This is a genomic window from Acinetobacter sp. CS-2 (assembly GCF_016599715.1).
Classification (GTDB): Bacteria; Pseudomonadota; Gammaproteobacteria; order Pseudomonadales; family Moraxellaceae; genus Acinetobacter.
In genome coordinates this window covers 2,476,790-2,493,191 of sequence record NZ_CP067019.1, presented here as the reverse complement: position 1 = coordinate 2,493,191, position 16,402 = coordinate 2,476,790, and the positions used below count along the sequence as shown (strand labels likewise).

The window sequence follows — 16,402 nt, the reverse complement described above, 5'->3', positions numbered from 1 at the left end:
TTGAATTTTAAATATCAATATCACAAACTGTTAAACGCATGTCAAAGTGTTGCAAAAAAACCACAAGAATAAAGCAGCTTATGTAAAAGATATGAGGTAATTTCTAAAGCAAAGAAAGGCGGTATTTTTAATACCGTGATGATAGGAAGGAAAATTTAATCAATTTTTCTGATTCCTGTCATTTTTTAAATAAATACTCAAAATAAACTGAACTTTTAGAATCGAAAGAATATTCAACAATAATTGTATTTCTGGATTGCAAAATAAGTGAGCAATATTTCCTCATAAAATCTTAATGTGAGAAAATTTAATAAAAATAACTGTTTTTATTAAATAAAACGATGAAGGTGTTGTGTAAAGGAATAGATGTAAATTAAAAGCGATAATGCTGAAAAAATCATCCAAAAGACTAAGGCTTATGAGCTAGCAAGTGAAATCATAAATCAGGTACAATTGACGGGATTAATTTTGTGTTTGGTGTATTTGAAGGCCAATACATACATTCTTTGTTAATAAATTAGGCCTGCCAGGAGTTATCCCCGCATGAGTGCCATTACTCCATACGATTGGGCAATTATTGCCTTCGTGATCGGCGTTACATTTCTTTGTGTCTTTATGCTCACAGTTCCTTTACTCCTTGGGGGTAAATCATGGGGCCGTGCAAAGCAAGAGCAATTTGAGTCAGGTGTGGTAGGTGCTGGTGGAGCACGCATCCGCTTATCTGCGAAATTCTACTTGGTTGCTATTTTCTTTGTGGTATTTGACCTAGAAGCATTGTATCTCTACGCATGGGCTACATCAGTTCGTGAAGTAGGTTGGTTCGGTTTTACCACTGTTGTAATTTTTGTAGTCGATTTATTGATTGCTTTGATTTATGCGATTGCTGTAGGCGCATTAAACTGGGCACCAACCGATCGTCTCAAAGCGGCAGTGATGAAATCGAAAGTGGGTTCAGTAAATATGAACCTTGCCGATATTACACGCTTCAATTCTATTGAAGAGTTGGTTGTTGATCCTACAGGTCAAATTCCAGCTCAATCATCTGGTCGTGTGAAAAAATCTGCGACTACATCATCTACTAAGGAGTAACCCGGGAATGAAATATACATTAACCCGTGCGAATCCGAATGCTGATCAATATCCACTTCAAGAGCGTCAAATCGTTACTGATCCGCTTGAAGAAGAAGTGAATAAAAATGTGTTCATGACTCGTTTAGAGGATGTAATGCATACAGCTGTAAACTGGGGCCGTAAAAACTCTGTATGGCCCTTTAACTTTGGTACATCTTGCTGTTACGTAGAATATGCAACCACTTTGACGGGTGTGCATGATATGTCGCGTTTCGGTGCCGAGGTTATTCGTGCTTCACCACGTCAGGCGGACTTAATGATCGTTGCAGGGACCTGCTTCGTGAAAATGGCACCTGTAATCCAGCGTTTATATGAGCAAATGTTAGAGCCTAAATGGGTGATTTCAATGGGTGCTTGTGCAAACTCTGGCGGTATGTACGACATTTATTCGGTTGTACAAGGTGTGGATAAAATCATCCCTGTCGATGTGTACATCCCGGGCTGTCCGCCACGTCCTGAAGCATTATTGCAAGCATTAATGTTGTTACAAGACCAAATTCAATTAGAGCGCCGTCCACTTTCAGCGGTTATTGGTGAGGATCTTCAGCCAGTGTATAAGCCAAAGATGCAGCCAGAACGTGACCGTAAGAATGCTGAACGTATTGCCGTGAAAAACTTACGCTCTATGGATGAAATTAAATAATCCGAGCGACAAAATATTGATGCACCCGGTCTGGGTGTAATTGTCGTTCAGGTTGACTGAATTTGTATTGAATAGGAAGCCAAGCCAATGGCTGAAACTGACATTGCTATGCCAGAATCAACGCCTGTTGATTCACGCCCAGCATTTGCAATTATAGAAGAGCTCAAAACCAAATTTGGTGAGAACTTCTTTGTGCAAACGACTTTTGAAGACTTTCCAACAGTCTGGGTTGAGCGCGCACGTGTGCAAGAAGTCTTAATGTTCTTGCGGAAAGTAGAACGTCCTTACGTGATGCTGTTCGATTTGTCTGCGGTAGATGAGCGTTTACGTACTCACCGTGACGGTTTGCCTGCGTCAGACTTCACTGTGTTCTATCACTTGTTGTCGCTAGAGCGTAATACGGATATTCGTATTAAAGTTGCCTTGAATGAGAGTGATCTCAATATTCCAACAGCAACCAACATTTGGCCAAATGCCAACTGGTACGAACGTGAAGCTTACGATATGTTTGGTATCAACTTCGAAGGGCATCCAATGCTCCGTCGTATCTTGTTGCCGACATACTGGGAAGGTCACCCGCTGCGTAAAGAATATTCTGCACGTGCCACTGAATATACACCGTATATGCAGAACCAGGCCAAGCAGGACTTTGAACAGGAGCACCTTCGTTTTGTTCCTGAAGACTGGGGTCTAAAACGCGGTAACGCCGATGAAGACTTCATGTTCCTGAACCTGGGGCCTAACCATCCATCTGCGCACGGTGCGTTCCGTGTGATCTTGCAGCTGGACGGCGAAGAAGTAAAAGACTGTGTGCCTGATATCGGTTATCACCACCGTGGTGTGGAAAAGATGGCTGAACGTCAAACCTGGCATTCATTCATTCCGTATACCGACCGTGTTGACTACCTGGGTGGTTGTGCGCAAAACATGCCTTATGTAATGGGTGTGGAGCAACTGGCGGGAATCACTGTTCCTGACCGTGCGCAATGTATCCGTGTCATGATGTCCGAATTGTTCCGTATCAATAACCACTTGTTGTATATCGGTACTGCAATTCAGGATGCCGGCGGTATGACACCAGTATTCTATATGTTCGCTGACCGTCAAAAAATCTATGACGCCATCGAAGCAATTACTGGTTACCGTATGCACCCGGCGTGGTTCCGTATTGGCGGTACTGCACACGATCTTCCAAACAACTGGCAACACCTCATTCGCGAAATCCTGGACTGGATGCCGAAGCGTATGAACGAGTACTACACAGCAGCATTGAAAAACTCGGTGTTTATCGGTCGTACCCGTAATGTTGCTCAGTACGATGCAAAATCAGCATTGGCTTGGGGTGTAACCGGTACAGGTCTACGTGCAACAGGGATTGACTTCGATGTACGTAAATACCGTCCTTATAGCGGTTATGAAAACTATGATTTCGATGTGCCGGTTGAGTACGAAGGCGATGCTTATGCACGTGTTCTGGTTCACTTCCGTGAAATCGAACAGTCACTGAAAATCATCAAGCAATGTCTAGATAACATGCCGTCTGGTGCGTACAAAGCAGACCATCCACTGGCTGTTCCACCACCGAAAGACAAGACACTACAAGATATCGAAACCTTGATTACGCACTTCTTAAGCGTGTCATGGGGTCCTGTAATGCCTGCAGGTGAAGCATCTGTAATGGCGGAAGTGGTAAAAGGTGCGTCTAACTATTATTTGACTTCAGACAAGTCAACCATGAGTTACCGTACCCGTATCCGTACACCGACTTTCACGCACTTACAGCAAATGCCTTCCGTGATTAATGGCAGTCTTGTATCTGACTTGATCATTTATTTAGCGACAATTGACGTCGTAATGGCTGACGTGGATCGCTAAGGGGTAAACGCATTATGATGATTTTGACTGATAAAAAGCCACGTGTGAATGTTGAAGGGATTTTAACTTCGGAAGAAATCCATGAAATTGAACATCACATGGGTCACTACCCGTACCCGCGTGCTGCATGTTTAGATGCGCTGAAGTGTGTACAACGCCGTAATGGTTGGGTAGACGATGCACAAATGAATGCAATTGCTCAAATGCTTAGCATGAGTGTTGCAGATCTTGAAGGTGTTGCGACTTTCTATAACCGTATTTACCGTCAACCGGTCGGTCGTCACGTAATTTTATTATGTGATTCAATCGCATGTTTCTTGATGGGTGCGGAAACTCTGGCAGAAGCGTTCCAGCGTGAATTGGGGATTCAGTTTGGTCAAACCACCGCTGATGGTCGTTTCACTTTATTGCCAATCTGCTGTCTGGGTAACTGTGACAAAGGTCCAACCCTGATGATTGATCAAGACACGCACGGTTTGGTTGAAGTAACTTCAATTAAACAGTTATTGGAGAAGTATGTATGAATACTGAACCAAAACCAATTTATGGCGACGGTAACCCAGAAACTCACCCATTAACATGGCGTTTGAGCAAACAGGAACACGTTCGTAGTGCAGATGATTACGAAGCGTTGGAAGGTTATGCCGGCTTTAAAAAAGCCCTTGGCATGCAACCGAAAGAAGTGCTTGAAGTCATTAAAGCTGCGACTGTAAAAGGTCGTGGTGGTGCAGGTTTCCCGGCAGGGATTAAATGGTCATTGATGGCGCCAAATGATGGCGGCCCTCGTTACCTGATCTGTAATGCCGATGAAATGGAACCGGGTACCTTTAAAGACCGTTTGTTGATGGAAAAACTTCCACATCAATTGATCGAAGGTATGCTGATTGCAGGCTATACCCTTGAAGCAACGCAAGGTTATATCTTCATCCGTGGTGAATACATCGAAGCTGCTCAATACTTGAATGAAGCATTAGAGCAAATTCGTGCCAAAGGTTACCTGGGTGAAAATATCCTGGGTTCTGGCTGGAACTTCGAAATGCATGTGCATACCGGTGCAGGTCGTTATATCTGCGGTGAAGAAACTGCATTGATTAACTCGCTTGAAGGTCGCCGTGCCAATCCGCGTACCAAACCGCCATTCCCGCAAGTTGCAGGTGCTTGGGGTCGCCCTACGATTGTCAACAACGTAGAGACCTACAACAACTTACCTGCGATTATGTTACGTGGTCCAGAATGGTATGTGGGTTTATCTGAAGGTAAATCAAAAGATCCAGGTACCAAAATCTACGGTGCATCGGGTAAGGTGAAATTCCCAGGTCTTTGGGAACTTCCATTCGGTACCACTGCACGCGAAGTGATTGAAGAGCATGCCGGTGGTATGCGTGACGGTCTTAAACTGAAAGCGTGGTTACCAGGTGGTGCATCGACTGACTTCCTGGCAGCAGAGCACATTGACCTGCCGATGGATGCAGAAAGCATCATGAAAGCGGGTTCACGTTTAGGTACGTGTTTGCTGATGGTGGTAGACGAAACTCAATGTATGGTGTCTGCGACTCGTAATTTGGAAGAATTCTTTGCGCGTGAATCATGTGGCTGGTGTACACCTTGCCGTGACGGTTTACCTTGGGCGGTAAAAGCGCTTAAAGCACTGGAAGATGGTACAGGCAAGAAAGAAGATATCGATCACTTACAAGAACTGACTCGTAAGCTTTGGATTGGTAAGACTTTCTGTGCCCATGCTCCAGGTGCAATGGAACCGCTTATGGGCGCACTCAAACATTTCCGTGGCGAATTTGAAGCGAAAGTCGTAAATGCTGCCGCTCAAGTTAGCTCCGTAGAACAAGCTTAAGGAATTCGACTATGGCTACAATTCATGTCGATGGCAAATCGTACGAAGTCAATGGCTCAGAAAACCTGCTACAAGCATGTTTATCTTTGGGCATTGATATCCCGTACTTTTGTTGGCATCCATCCTTAGGTTCTGTCGGTTCTTGCCGTCAATGTGCCGTGACTCAATACGCGAATCCTGAAGATACGCGTGGTCGTTTAGTCATGTCATGTATGACGCCAGCAGCTGACAATACCTACATCTCGATTGAAGACAAAGAAGCAAAAGATTTCCGTGCATCTGTTGTTGAATTCTTGATGACCAACCATCCACACGACTGTCCAGTCTGTGAAGAAGGTGGTCACTGTCATTTACAAGATATGACTGTGATGACTCAGCACGACCGCCGTCGTTACCGTTTCACCAAACGTACGCATTACAACCAGGAACTTGGTTCGTTTATTGCACACGAGATGAACCGTTGTATCGCGTGTTACCGTTGTGTACGTTACTACAAAGACTATGCGGGCGGTACTGACTTTGGCGTGTATGCCAATGCATCACGTGTGTACTTTGGTCGTCCAGAATCAGGCACTTTAGAATCTGAATTCTCGGGTAACCTGACTGAAGTATGTCCAACAGGTGTGTTCACCGACAAAACTCACTCTGAACGTTATAATCGTAAGTGGGACATGCAGTATGCGCCAAGCGTATGCCAAGGCTGTTCTTCAGGCTGTAACATCTCTCCGGGTGAACGTTATGGCGAACTTCGTCGTGTTGAAAACCGTTTCAACGGCGATGTAAACCAATACTTCCTGTGTGACAAAGGCCGTTTCGGTACCGGTTATGTGAACCGTGCAGACCGTCCACGTCAGCCACAATTCCGTGATGGTGCAAACGTAACGACTGTTTCAGTGGATACAGCACTGGATACCGTGATTGAAAAGATTCAGGGCAAAAAAGTTCTGGGTATTGGTTCACCACGTGCATCGCTTGAAACGAACTTCGCATTGCGTGAGCTTGTTGGTCAAGACAACTACTCAACTGGTATGGCTCAAAAAGAGCAAAACCTGGTTGAATTGGCTGCATCGATCATGCAAACCGAGGGTGTTTATAACCCGACCATGCGTGAAATCGAAAGTTATGATGCAGTGCTCATCTTGGGTGAAGATTTAACCCAAACTGCGCCACGTATGGCTTTATCTGTTCGCCAAGCTGCGAAAAACAAAGCCAAAGAAATGGCAGCAGAACGCCGCACCCAAGAATGGTTGGCTGAACCGGTACAACGTATTGGTCAGGATGCAAAATCCCCAATCTACATTCTTGCTGCGACTCAAACGCGTTTAGCTGACGTCGCGACTGGCGAAGTGGTTGCTTCTCCAAACGATATTGCACGTTTAGGCTTTGCGGTTGCTGCGGCAGTTGCAGGTGAAGCGGTTACTGGTTTAGATGACGATGCCAAAGCATTTGCTCAAACCATTGCTGACACTTTAAAAGCGGCGAAGAAACCATTGATCATCTCTGGTACCAGCTTACAAGATGCTGCCATCATGGAAGCTGCTGCACAAGTGGCACAGAACCTGGGTAATGCTGGTTTGACCTTGACTGTTCCTGAAGTGAACTCAATGGGTCTTGCAATCTTCGGTGGTAACAGCCTTGAGCAAGCATTTGCGCAAGACTATGACACTGTTATCATTGTGGAAAATGACCTTTACCGTCGTTTACCTGCTGCTCAAGTCAACGCTGCACTTGCAGGCAAAGACGTGATTGTTCTTGATCACTCTGAAACCGAAACTGTGAAGAAAGCAGATATCGTGCTTTCTGCTGCAAGCTTCGCGGAAGGTGATGGTACTGTGGTATCTCAAGAAGGCCGTGCACAACGTTTCTACCAGGTGTATGACCCAAGCTACTACAAACCGGAACTTGCAATCAAAGAATCTTGGCGCTGGTTACATGCCATTGAAACCGGTGTAAAAGGCAAAGCGATTTCCTGGACCTTGCTGGATGACGTGATCGAATCTGTAGTGAAAAATGTTCCGGCACTTGAAGCCATTCAGGATGTAGCACCAGATGCAGGTTACCGTGTCCATGGCTTGAAGATTGCGCGTGAACCGCGTCGTTACTCTGGTCGTACCTCTATGCGTGCACCATTGTCTGTTCATGAACCTAAACAGCCAATCGATGTCGATTCTGCATTAACGTTCTCTATGGAAGGTTATGTGGGTAATGAAACCCCATCTTCACTGGTTCCATTTGCATGGTCTGCAGGTTGGAACTCTCCACAAGCCTGGAACAAATTCCAGGATCACGTGGGTGGTCACCTAAAAGGTGGCGATTCGGGTATCCGTTTATTTGATCGTTTGGCTAAACGCCCTGCACGTACTTTCGTTGCTCCAGCAGCAGTACTTGCAAATGCTGAAAGCTTCCGTTTAGTGCCAATGCATCATATCTTCGCTTCTGGTGAATTTACGGTGAAAACTCCGGCCATGGAATCACGTATTCCTGAAGCCATGTTTGCAGTAGGTGAACAGGATGCTGCGCGTCTAAACGTTCAAGATGGTCAAAAAATTACTGTGCAAGCAGGTGAGGCGACAATTAGCCTTCCAGTTCAAGTGATCGAATATTTACCGACAGGTTATATCGGTTATCCAGTTGGTCTTGCACCAACGGTTTCACTTGCAGAGCCTGTATCCGTCGCGGTAGGAGTGTAATTCATGAGTCAAGAAATTATACGTCAAACACCGCTATGGGCTGAGAACTGGCCAATCGCTTATTCTGTGATTCAAGCGATTGTGATCTTGCTTGTAGTGGTGCTTGTCGCTGCGTTGATGTCATTCATCGAACGCCGTTTACTTGCGTTATGGCAAGACCGTTACGGTCCAAACCGTGTTGGTCCCGGGGGGATGTTCCAGATCGTTGCCGACATGCTGAAAATCATGTTCAAGGAAGACTGGACGCCTAAGTTTGCCGATAAGCTGACTTTCCGTTTAGCACCTGCAGTTGCCATGGCAACTGCGGTACTTTCGTTCATGGTGATTCCTGTAAGTCCGACAATGGGCGTAGCAGATATGAGCATCGGCCTGTTGTTCTTTATGGCAATGGCTGGTATCGCAGTATATGCCGTGCTATTCGGTGGCTGGTCTTCAAATAACAAATATGCGTTATTGGGTGGTCTGCGTTCTGCAGCTCAAACCATTTCTTATGAAGTGTTCCTGGGGATCTCGCTGATGGGTGTGGTGGCAATTGCCGGTTCATTCAACATGCGTGAAATTGTTGAAGCACAACGCGATGTATGGTTTGTGATTCCACAATTCCTAGGTTTCATTATCTTTATTGTTGCAGGTGTTGCGGTAACGCACCGTCATCCATTTGACCAACCGGAAGCTGAGCAAGAATTGGCGGAAGGTTATCACGTCGAATACGGCGGTATGAAATGGGGTATGTTCTTCGTTGCGGAATATGTCAACGTAGTTCTTATTTCAGCATTGATCGTCACTTTATTCTTTGGCGGTTGGTTAGCACCATTTAACCTAGAAATTCCATTTATTCCACCAGTATTCTGGTTCATTATCAAAACAGCATTCTTTGTGATGATGTTTGTCTTGGCTCGTGGTTCGTTAATGCGTCCACGTTACGATCAGGTGATGAACTTTGGTTGGAAAATTTGTTTGCCATTGGCGTTGGTCAACTTGTTGGTGACTGGTGCTGTGATTCTGATGAATCAGGCCTAGGACAGCAGGGAGTACAAAATGTATAAAATTCTAGCTGGATTCGGGTCAATCGTACGTTCATTGTGGATGGTATTCAGCCACGTGACACGTAAACGTGACACTATTCTTTATCCAGAAGTGCCAGCTGAACAAATTGTTCCGCCGCGTTTCCGTGGTCGTATTGTATTGACACGTGACCCAGATGGTGAAGAACGCTGCGTGGCATGTAACCTGTGTGCGGTTGCCTGTCCGGTTGGCTGTATTTCTTTACAGAAAGCAGAAAAAGAAGATGGTCGCTGGTATCCGGAGTTTTTCCGTATCAACTTCTCGCGTTGTATTTTCTGCGGTATGTGTGAAGAAGCGTGTCCAACGACAGCGATTCAAATGACACCAGATTTCGAGTTAAGTGAATACGTTCGTCAAGACTTGGTCTACGAAAAAGAGAACCTGCTCATTTCAGGTCCTGGTAAATATCCTGACTACAACTTCTACCGTGTAACCGGTATGGCAGTGGCAGGTAAAGATAAAGGTCAGGCACAACGTGAAAGTGCACCAGTTGACGTACGGAGCTTATTACCATGATGTGGCCATTTTATTTGATGGCACTTGTGGCCATTGTTTCTACGGTTCGTGTGGTGACTAACGCGAATCCTGTGCATGCTTTATTAAGCCTGATCGTGTCCCTCCTTGCTGTGGCAGGGATGTTCATGATCGTTGGTGCGCCATTCGCTGGCGCACTAGAAATTATTGTTTATGCCGGCGCGATCATGGTGTTGTTCGTGTTTGTGGTGATGATGCTAAATCTTGGTCAACATACGGTTGAACAGGAACGTAAATGGCTGACTTCATCTGCATGGGCATATCCAGCATTGATGAGTTTCCTGATGGGCCTGGTGCTTGTCTGGATGCTTGGTTCGGATTACACAACCGCAGGTCCGGTGATGGGCACTAAAGTTGTGGGACCTAAAGCTGTAGGTACAGCGCTCTTTACTCACTACTTACTATTGGTAGAAGTTGCCGCAATGTTATTGCTTGCAGCCCTCGTTGCAGCATTCCACTTAGGTAAACGTGAACCAAGTGCAAAAGAGGAAAAAGAATAATGGGCAACATTCCTTTAGAACACGGTTTAATCGTTGCAACCATTCTTTTTGCACTGGGTTTTTACGGTGTAATGGTGCGACGCAACCTACTATTTATGTTGATGAGCCTTGAAATCATGATGAACGCAGCGGCGCTTGCGTTCGTTCTTGCAGGTAGTGCATGGTTACAGCCAGATGGACAAATCATGTTCATCCTGATCTTGACCCTTGCAGCTGCAGAGGCTTGTATTGGTCTTGCGATCGTCCTTCAGTTCTACCATCGCTTCCATCATTTGGATGTGGATGCTGCTAGTGAGATGCGCGGATGAGTTATTTATATTTAACAATTTTATTTCCGCTCATTGGTTTTGTCCTCTTGGCGGCGGGGCGCAATAAGCTTCCTGAAAATGTGGCAGCCATTATTGGTGTGGGTTCAGTCGGTTTATCTGCTTTATTTGCACTGATTGCTGGCATGGGCTTTGTAGACAATGGTTCAGTAGCTCAGGTTCAACATCTTTGGACCTGGTTCAATGTCGGTGGTTTTGCACCAGGCATGAGCTTGCACCTAGACGGCCTGTCATTACTCATGACCGGCATGATCACCGGTGTAGGTTTTCTGATTCACATCTTTGCCTCATGGTACATGCGCGGTGAAGAAGACTTTGCACGTTTCTTCTCTTACTTCAACCTGTTCGTTGCCAGCATGTTGCTGCTCGTTCTTGGCGATAACCTGGCGTTATTGTTCTTGGGTTGGGAAGGCGTAGGTCTTTGCTCTTACTTGCTAATTGGTTACTACTATCAAAACCCGGAAAATGGTTTTGCAGCCATCAAGGCATTTACTGTAACTCGTATCGGTGACGTATTCTTGCTGATTGCATTGTTCCTGATTTTCCAACAATTCGGTACTTTGCATATCGGTACAATCGTTGCCAATGCACCTCAAGTATTAGCGGGTGACCATTCACTTGCGATCTGGACATCTTTAATGTTGTTCCTGGGTGCTGCCGGTAAATCTGCGCAAATTCCATTACAAACATGGTTGGCTGATGCAATGGCAGGTCCTACACCTGTTTCTGCGTTGATCCATGCTGCAACAATGGTTACTGCTGGTGTTTACCTGTGCTGCCGTATGTTCTCGGTGTTTGAAATGACACCAGAAGTGATGATGTTTATCTCGATCACTGGTGCGGTAACATTGATTGTGGCTGGTTTTGCTGCCTTGGTTCAAACTGACATCAAACGTATCTTGGCTTACTCAACCATGAGTCAGCTCGGTTATATGTTTATGGCTGTAGGTGCTGAAGCATACCAAGCGGGTCTGTTCCACATGCTTTCACACGCATTCTTTAAGGCATTATTGTTCTTGTCTTCTGGTGCGGTGATTCTGGCTTACCATCACGAACAAAACATTTTCAAAATGGGTGGTTTGTTCAAACATAACAAATTCCTGTTTGCCTGCTTCGCAATTGGTGGTGGTGCATTGGCAGCCATTCCATTCTTGACCATCGGCTTCTTCTCGAAAGATGCCATCCTTGGTGCAGTTTGGGCACAAAGCCACATTGCAAATCTTCCTATATATAATTGTTTATACTGGACAGGTGTTGCGGGTGCATTCTTAACATCAATCTATACATTCCGTTTAATCTGGGTTGTATTCTTTGGTAAAGAAAACACGCCTTATCACGAAATCAAAGGTGCAACTTATTGGGCTCCGTTGGGTATCTTGGCGGTACTTTCAACTGGCTTGGCTTACTTCTTGAAAGCACCAGTAGAAGCTGCATTAACCAAAGCCAATATTCCAGCTTTCGTTATTCCTGAAGCGCTTGAAGCAGGTGTACATGGTGCTGAATATACCGCTGTGGGTATTGCATTGGCTGGTCTTGTAGTAGGTATTGTATTATTTGTCTTTGCTTATAATGCAGTGAAAGGTTTTGCCCGTACTTCATTGGGTGCCGGTCTTGCCAATATCTGCCGTAATGCACTTGGTTTTGATGCGTTGTATAACATCGTATTTGTACAACCATATTTGCTTATCGCGAAAATTTTAGGTCGTGATCCGATTGACGGCCTGTGGTTAGTGCTTCCTGCCATTGTTAAAGGTGGTCATAGCTTCACCAGCTCACGTCAAACAGGTTCATTGCGTGAATACGCATCAAGTATGTCACTCGGTGTAGTGGTATTGCTGATGATCCTGATCGTGATTCAGGTAGTGGGGAAATAAGATGGAAATCACAAACAACTGGATTTTACCCGCGCTGATCCTCGTACCGTTCATTGCAGGTTTTGTATGCTGGATCGTCGACAAGCTCGACGACAAACTACCGCGTTACATTGCGTTATTCGGTATGCTCATTACTTTGGGCTTAACCGTTGCGCTTTGGAATTCCGGTACTTATCACTATGAACTCGGCGCAAAAGTTCCAACTTGGTCTGCCGAATTCATGCTGCCTTGGATTTCCACCCTTGGCATTAACATTCACCTTGCGGTGGATGGTCTTTCACTTCTTATGGTTGGCTTGACTGCATTACTGGGTGTACTTGCAGTGGGCTGTTCATGGGGTGAGATTCAAAAGAACGTTGGTTTCTTCCACTTAAACCTTTTATGGTCTTTGGGTGGTGTGATCGGTGTATTCCTTGCGATTGACTTGTTCCTGTTCTTCTTCTTCTGGGAGATGATGCTGGTACCAATCTACTTCCTGATTGCCTTATGGGGTCATAAGGGAGCAGACGGTAAGTCACGCGTTTATGCTGCGACCAAGTTCTTCATCTATACCCAGGTAGCAGGTTTGATCATGTTGATCGGTATTCTAGGCCTTGTGGTTTACGGATACATGATGACGGGCATGATCGGCTTCGATTACAACTACCTGTTAGGTGTGGCGAATACGCTTGATGCACAGTTGCCATCAGTGGCTTATGCCTTGATGATCTGTATGTTCATCGGTTTCGCTGTAAAACTTCCAGTGTTCCCATTGCACGGCTGGTTACCAGATGCGCATGCTCAAGCACCGACAGCCGGTTCTGTCGACTTGGCAGGTATCCTGATTAAGACTGCTGCATACGGTCTGCTTCGTTTTGTTATGCCATTCTTCCCGGCGGCTTCTGCACAGTTTGCAGATATCGCGATCATCTTCGGTTTAGTCGGTGTGTTCTACGGTGCCTGGTGTGCTTTCCAGCAAACCGATATGAAACGTTTGCTGGCGTATACTTCTATTTCGCACATGGGCTTTGTATTACTTGCACTTTACGCAGGTAATATCCTGACTTTCCAAGGCTTAATGATCATGATGCTGGCACATGGCCTGTCATCTGCTGCCTTGTTCATTATGTGTGGTCAAGTGTACGAGCGTGTTCATACGCGCGACTTACGTTTAATGGGTGGTATGCGCGGTCAATTCCCGTACCTTGCTTTCTTCCTGATGTTCTTTATTGCTGCGCTTGTCGGTATTCCAGGTTTAGGTAACTTTATTGGTGAATTCCTGATTTTGATGGGTTCATTCAACAAATTCCCAGCCTTTACCATTGTGGCAGCGACCAGCTTGGTATTGGCAGGTCTTTATGGCTTGATCCTGATTCACAAAGCATTGTTTGGTACGCCAAATGAAGAGCAAAAACAAAATTATACAAGCCCATTGAAAGACTTGAATGCGCGTGAGATTGTTATTTTGTTAGTGTGTGCTTTTGGTCTACTATGGCTCGGTATCTATCCACAAAGCTTCCTTGATATTTCAAATTCAAGCATGGCGTGGTTAGCAAACAGCTATATCCCAGTTCAAGAAGTTGTCGATGCGACTCAACAGGTCGTATCTCAACAAAATGTGGAGATCCAATAAGCCATGAACTTCACAATGTCATTTTCCGAGCTTATGCCATTAGCTCCTGTGATGATCGTGGCTTTAACTGCGATCGTAGTGATGCTTCTCATTGCAATTAAACGTAACCATAATTTAATTGCAACAGCCTCTGTAGTCGGCTTGAACCTTGCTGCAGCCTATGTCCTGATTGCAATGTTCGGTGGTGCTTTTGCACCAGCGAACGTGATGGGCATGTTTATGCTTGACCCATTTACCTTGCTGTACCAATTGGTCATTCTGATTGCTGCACTGGCTTGCTGTACCTTGTCACATGCTTATATTGAAAGCTATCAAGATAACCGTGAAGAACTGTATATCCTGATGCTGTGCTCGGTAGCGGGCGCAATGCTGATGGTGGCAAGTTCTCATTATGCATCTTTCTTCATTAGCCTTGAGCTAATGTCGATTCCTGTATACGGTCTTTTGGCTTATACACACCAACGTTCACAATCGCTAGAAGCGGGTATTAAATACCTTGTTCTTTCAGCAACTGCTTCTGCAATGTTGTTGATGGGCATGGCATATATCTATGCTTATACCGGTTCATTGTCTTTCTATGACAATGTTCAGGCCTTGATGCAAGCCATCAAACAGCCAATGGTGATTTTAGGTCTAGGCTTAATCGTTTTTGCCGTGGCATTTAAATTGTCTCTTGCGCCATTCCATAAATGGACGCCAGACGTGTATGCAGGTGCTCCAGCGCCAATCGCAACATTCCTTGCGACTGTGGCTAAAGTGGCAACCATTGGTCTGTTTGTACGTTATTTACTTGCTTCAGGCGCAATCCTGGTAGATTCAATCGTAACGATCATCACGATTATTGCGGTGCTTTCTATTCTGGTGGGTAACTTCCTTGCAGTACGTCAAGTCAACCTGAAACGTATTCTGGGTTACTCTTCAATTGCGCACTTTGGTTATTTGCTGATTGGTTTAATCAGCATGACTTATGCAAGCCTGGGTAACGTATCTGTATACGTAATCACTTATGTATTGACGACGATTGGTGCATTTGGTGTTGTCGCGTTGATGTCTAGTCCGTATAACAATGCAGATGAAGCACAAAGTCTGGCAGATTACCGTGGTTTGTTCTGGCGCCGTCCAGTATTGACTGCGACCTTGACTGTCATGATGTTGTCTCTTGCAGGTATTCCATTGACTGCAGGCTTCATTGGTAAGTTCCTGGTGGTGATGGCTGCGGTAACAACCCAGCACTGGTTCCTTGCTGCCATGATTGTAGTAGGTTCAGGTATTGGTCTGTACTATTACCTTCGTGTGATGGTGGTGATGTACATGACTCCGCCAGATACGCCACGTATTGATGCCGACAAACATTGGGGTCAGAAAGTGGGTGGTATTATGGTGCTTGCTGCGGCATTGGCTGTATTGATCATTGGTGTTTATCCTGATCCAATCATCAAATTGGCGCTTCAAGCGGAGATTTTATCTCCATTGCATTTCATGCTATCTCAACAGTAATCTAAAAAAACTATAAGTTTTTTCGAAAAAGCCTCCTTTCATAGGGGGCTTTTTGGTTTATAAGAGATATAAAAAACATTTATAATAGCTGAAATTTTATCTCATCTTTTAGGTGCTCTCCCGTGGCTATTCATGAAATCCGTCATCCGCTCATTCGACATAAACTTGGTTTGCTACGTCGTGCAGACATTAGTACAAAAAATTTCCGCGAACTAGCGCAAGAAGTGACCATGCTTCTGACTTATGAAGCAACCAAAGACTTACCAATGTGTGAGCATGAAATTGATGGCTGGAATGGCAAAGTGAGTGTAGACCGTATTGCGGGTAAAAAAATTACCGTTGTGCCAATTCTACGTGCCGGTATTGGCATGTTAGATGGTTTCCTGAACCTGATTCCAAGCGCAAAAGTATCTGTACTGGGTCTTGAGCGTGATGAAGAAACTTTGCAAGCACGTACTTACTATAAAAAACTGGTTCCCGATGTACAGAACCGTTTGGCGATGATTATCGACCCGATGTTGGCAACCGGTTCTTCATTGGTCGCAGCCATTGATGTATTGAAGGCAAGTGGTTGTAAAGATATTCGTGTCATGGTTTTAGTGGCTGCACCCGAAGGTATTAAAAAAGTAGAAGAAGAACATCCGGATGTGACTATTTTCACAGCAGCTATTGATGACGGTCTCAACGAAAATGGTTATATCGTTCCGGGTCTTGGCGATGCAGGCGATAAAATTTTCGGTTCAGTGCAAAAAGACTGAGCCTGGAAGACAAATTAAAAGAGGCTTCAGGCCTCTTTTTTTATATAC

14 protein-coding genes are annotated in these 16,402 nt (G+C 45.1%); all 14 read left to right on the top strand.

Annotated features, from left to right (window positions below; translation table 11 throughout):
• Window positions 1-543 precede the first annotated feature (543 nt).
• Entirely contained in the window at window positions 544-1,089 is a 546-nt protein-coding gene (ndhC, locus tag JFY49_RS12230; protein WP_200223094.1) for an NADH-quinone oxidoreductase subunit A, read from the top strand.
• A 7-nt stretch (window positions 1,090-1,096) separates the two neighbouring features.
• Window positions 1,097-1,774 carry a NuoB/complex I 20 kDa subunit family protein gene (locus JFY49_RS12225; protein WP_180082261.1) on the top strand — a complete coding sequence of 226 codons (678 nt, stop codon included), beginning with the start codon at window positions 1,097-1,099 and terminating at the stop codon, window positions 1,772-1,774.
• An 87-nt stretch (window positions 1,775-1,861) separates the two neighbouring features.
• On the top strand, window positions 1,862-3,649 hold the full coding sequence (nuoC, locus tag JFY49_RS12220; protein ID WP_086196037.1) for an NADH-quinone oxidoreductase subunit C/D: 1,788 nt from the start codon (window positions 1,862-1,864) through the stop codon (window positions 3,647-3,649).
• A 14-nt stretch (window positions 3,650-3,663) separates the two neighbouring features.
• Entirely contained in the window at window positions 3,664-4,173 is a 510-nt protein-coding gene (gene nuoE / locus JFY49_RS12215; RefSeq protein WP_086196036.1) for an NADH-quinone oxidoreductase subunit NuoE, read from the top strand.
• Window positions 4,170-5,498: an NADH-quinone oxidoreductase subunit NuoF gene (nuoF, locus tag JFY49_RS12210; protein WP_180082260.1), complete on the top strand. Its 1,329-nt coding sequence runs from the start codon at window positions 4,170-4,172 to the stop codon at window positions 5,496-5,498. The genes nuoE and nuoF overlap by 4 nt, the downstream gene beginning before the upstream one ends.
• Before the next feature lie 11 nt (window positions 5,499-5,509).
• Window positions 5,510-8,188 carry an NADH-quinone oxidoreductase subunit NuoG gene (nuoG, locus tag JFY49_RS12205; RefSeq protein ID WP_180082259.1) on the top strand — a complete coding sequence of 893 codons (2,679 nt, stop codon included), beginning with the start codon at window positions 5,510-5,512 and terminating at the stop codon, window positions 8,186-8,188.
• A 3-nt stretch (window positions 8,189-8,191) separates the two neighbouring features.
• A complete protein-coding gene (nuoH, locus tag JFY49_RS12200; RefSeq protein WP_180042484.1) occupies window positions 8,192-9,208 on the top strand; it encodes an NADH-quinone oxidoreductase subunit NuoH in 1,017 nt (338 codons plus the stop codon).
• Window positions 9,209-9,226: 18 nt separating this feature from the next.
• On the top strand, window positions 9,227-9,769 hold the full coding sequence (nuoI, locus tag JFY49_RS12195) for an NADH-quinone oxidoreductase subunit NuoI (RefSeq protein WP_086196032.1): 543 nt from the start codon (window positions 9,227-9,229) through the stop codon (window positions 9,767-9,769).
• Window positions 9,769-10,287 carry an NADH-quinone oxidoreductase subunit J gene (gene nuoJ / locus JFY49_RS12190; RefSeq protein WP_171521992.1) on the top strand — a complete coding sequence of 173 codons (519 nt, stop codon included), beginning with the start codon at window positions 9,769-9,771 and terminating at the stop codon, window positions 10,285-10,287. The genes nuoI and nuoJ overlap by 1 nt, the downstream gene beginning before the upstream one ends.
• Complete coding sequence (nuoK, locus tag JFY49_RS12185) at window positions 10,287-10,595, top strand: NADH-quinone oxidoreductase subunit NuoK (RefSeq protein WP_004651041.1); 309 nt, start codon at window positions 10,287-10,289, stop codon at window positions 10,593-10,595. Before nuoJ ends, nuoK begins: the two co-directional genes overlap by 1 nt.
• A complete protein-coding gene (nuoL, locus tag JFY49_RS12180) occupies window positions 10,592-12,487 on the top strand; it encodes an NADH-quinone oxidoreductase subunit L (protein WP_086196030.1) in 1,896 nt (631 codons plus the stop codon). The genes nuoK and nuoL overlap by 4 nt, the downstream gene beginning before the upstream one ends.
• 7 nt (window positions 12,488-12,494) lie before the next feature.
• Entirely contained in the window at window positions 12,495-14,099 is a 1,605-nt protein-coding gene (gene nuoM, locus JFY49_RS12175; RefSeq protein WP_180082262.1) for an NADH-quinone oxidoreductase subunit M, read from the top strand.
• Between the two features lie 3 nt (window positions 14,100-14,102).
• Window positions 14,103-15,596, top strand: coding sequence for an NADH-quinone oxidoreductase subunit NuoN (gene nuoN, locus JFY49_RS12170; protein WP_166167762.1), 1,494 nt, complete (start codon window positions 14,103-14,105; stop codon window positions 15,594-15,596).
• A 122-nt stretch (window positions 15,597-15,718) separates the two neighbouring features.
• On the top strand, window positions 15,719-16,354 hold the full coding sequence (gene upp, locus JFY49_RS12165) for a uracil phosphoribosyltransferase (RefSeq protein WP_180042481.1): 636 nt from the start codon (window positions 15,719-15,721) through the stop codon (window positions 16,352-16,354).
• Window positions 16,355-16,402 lie beyond the last annotated feature (48 nt).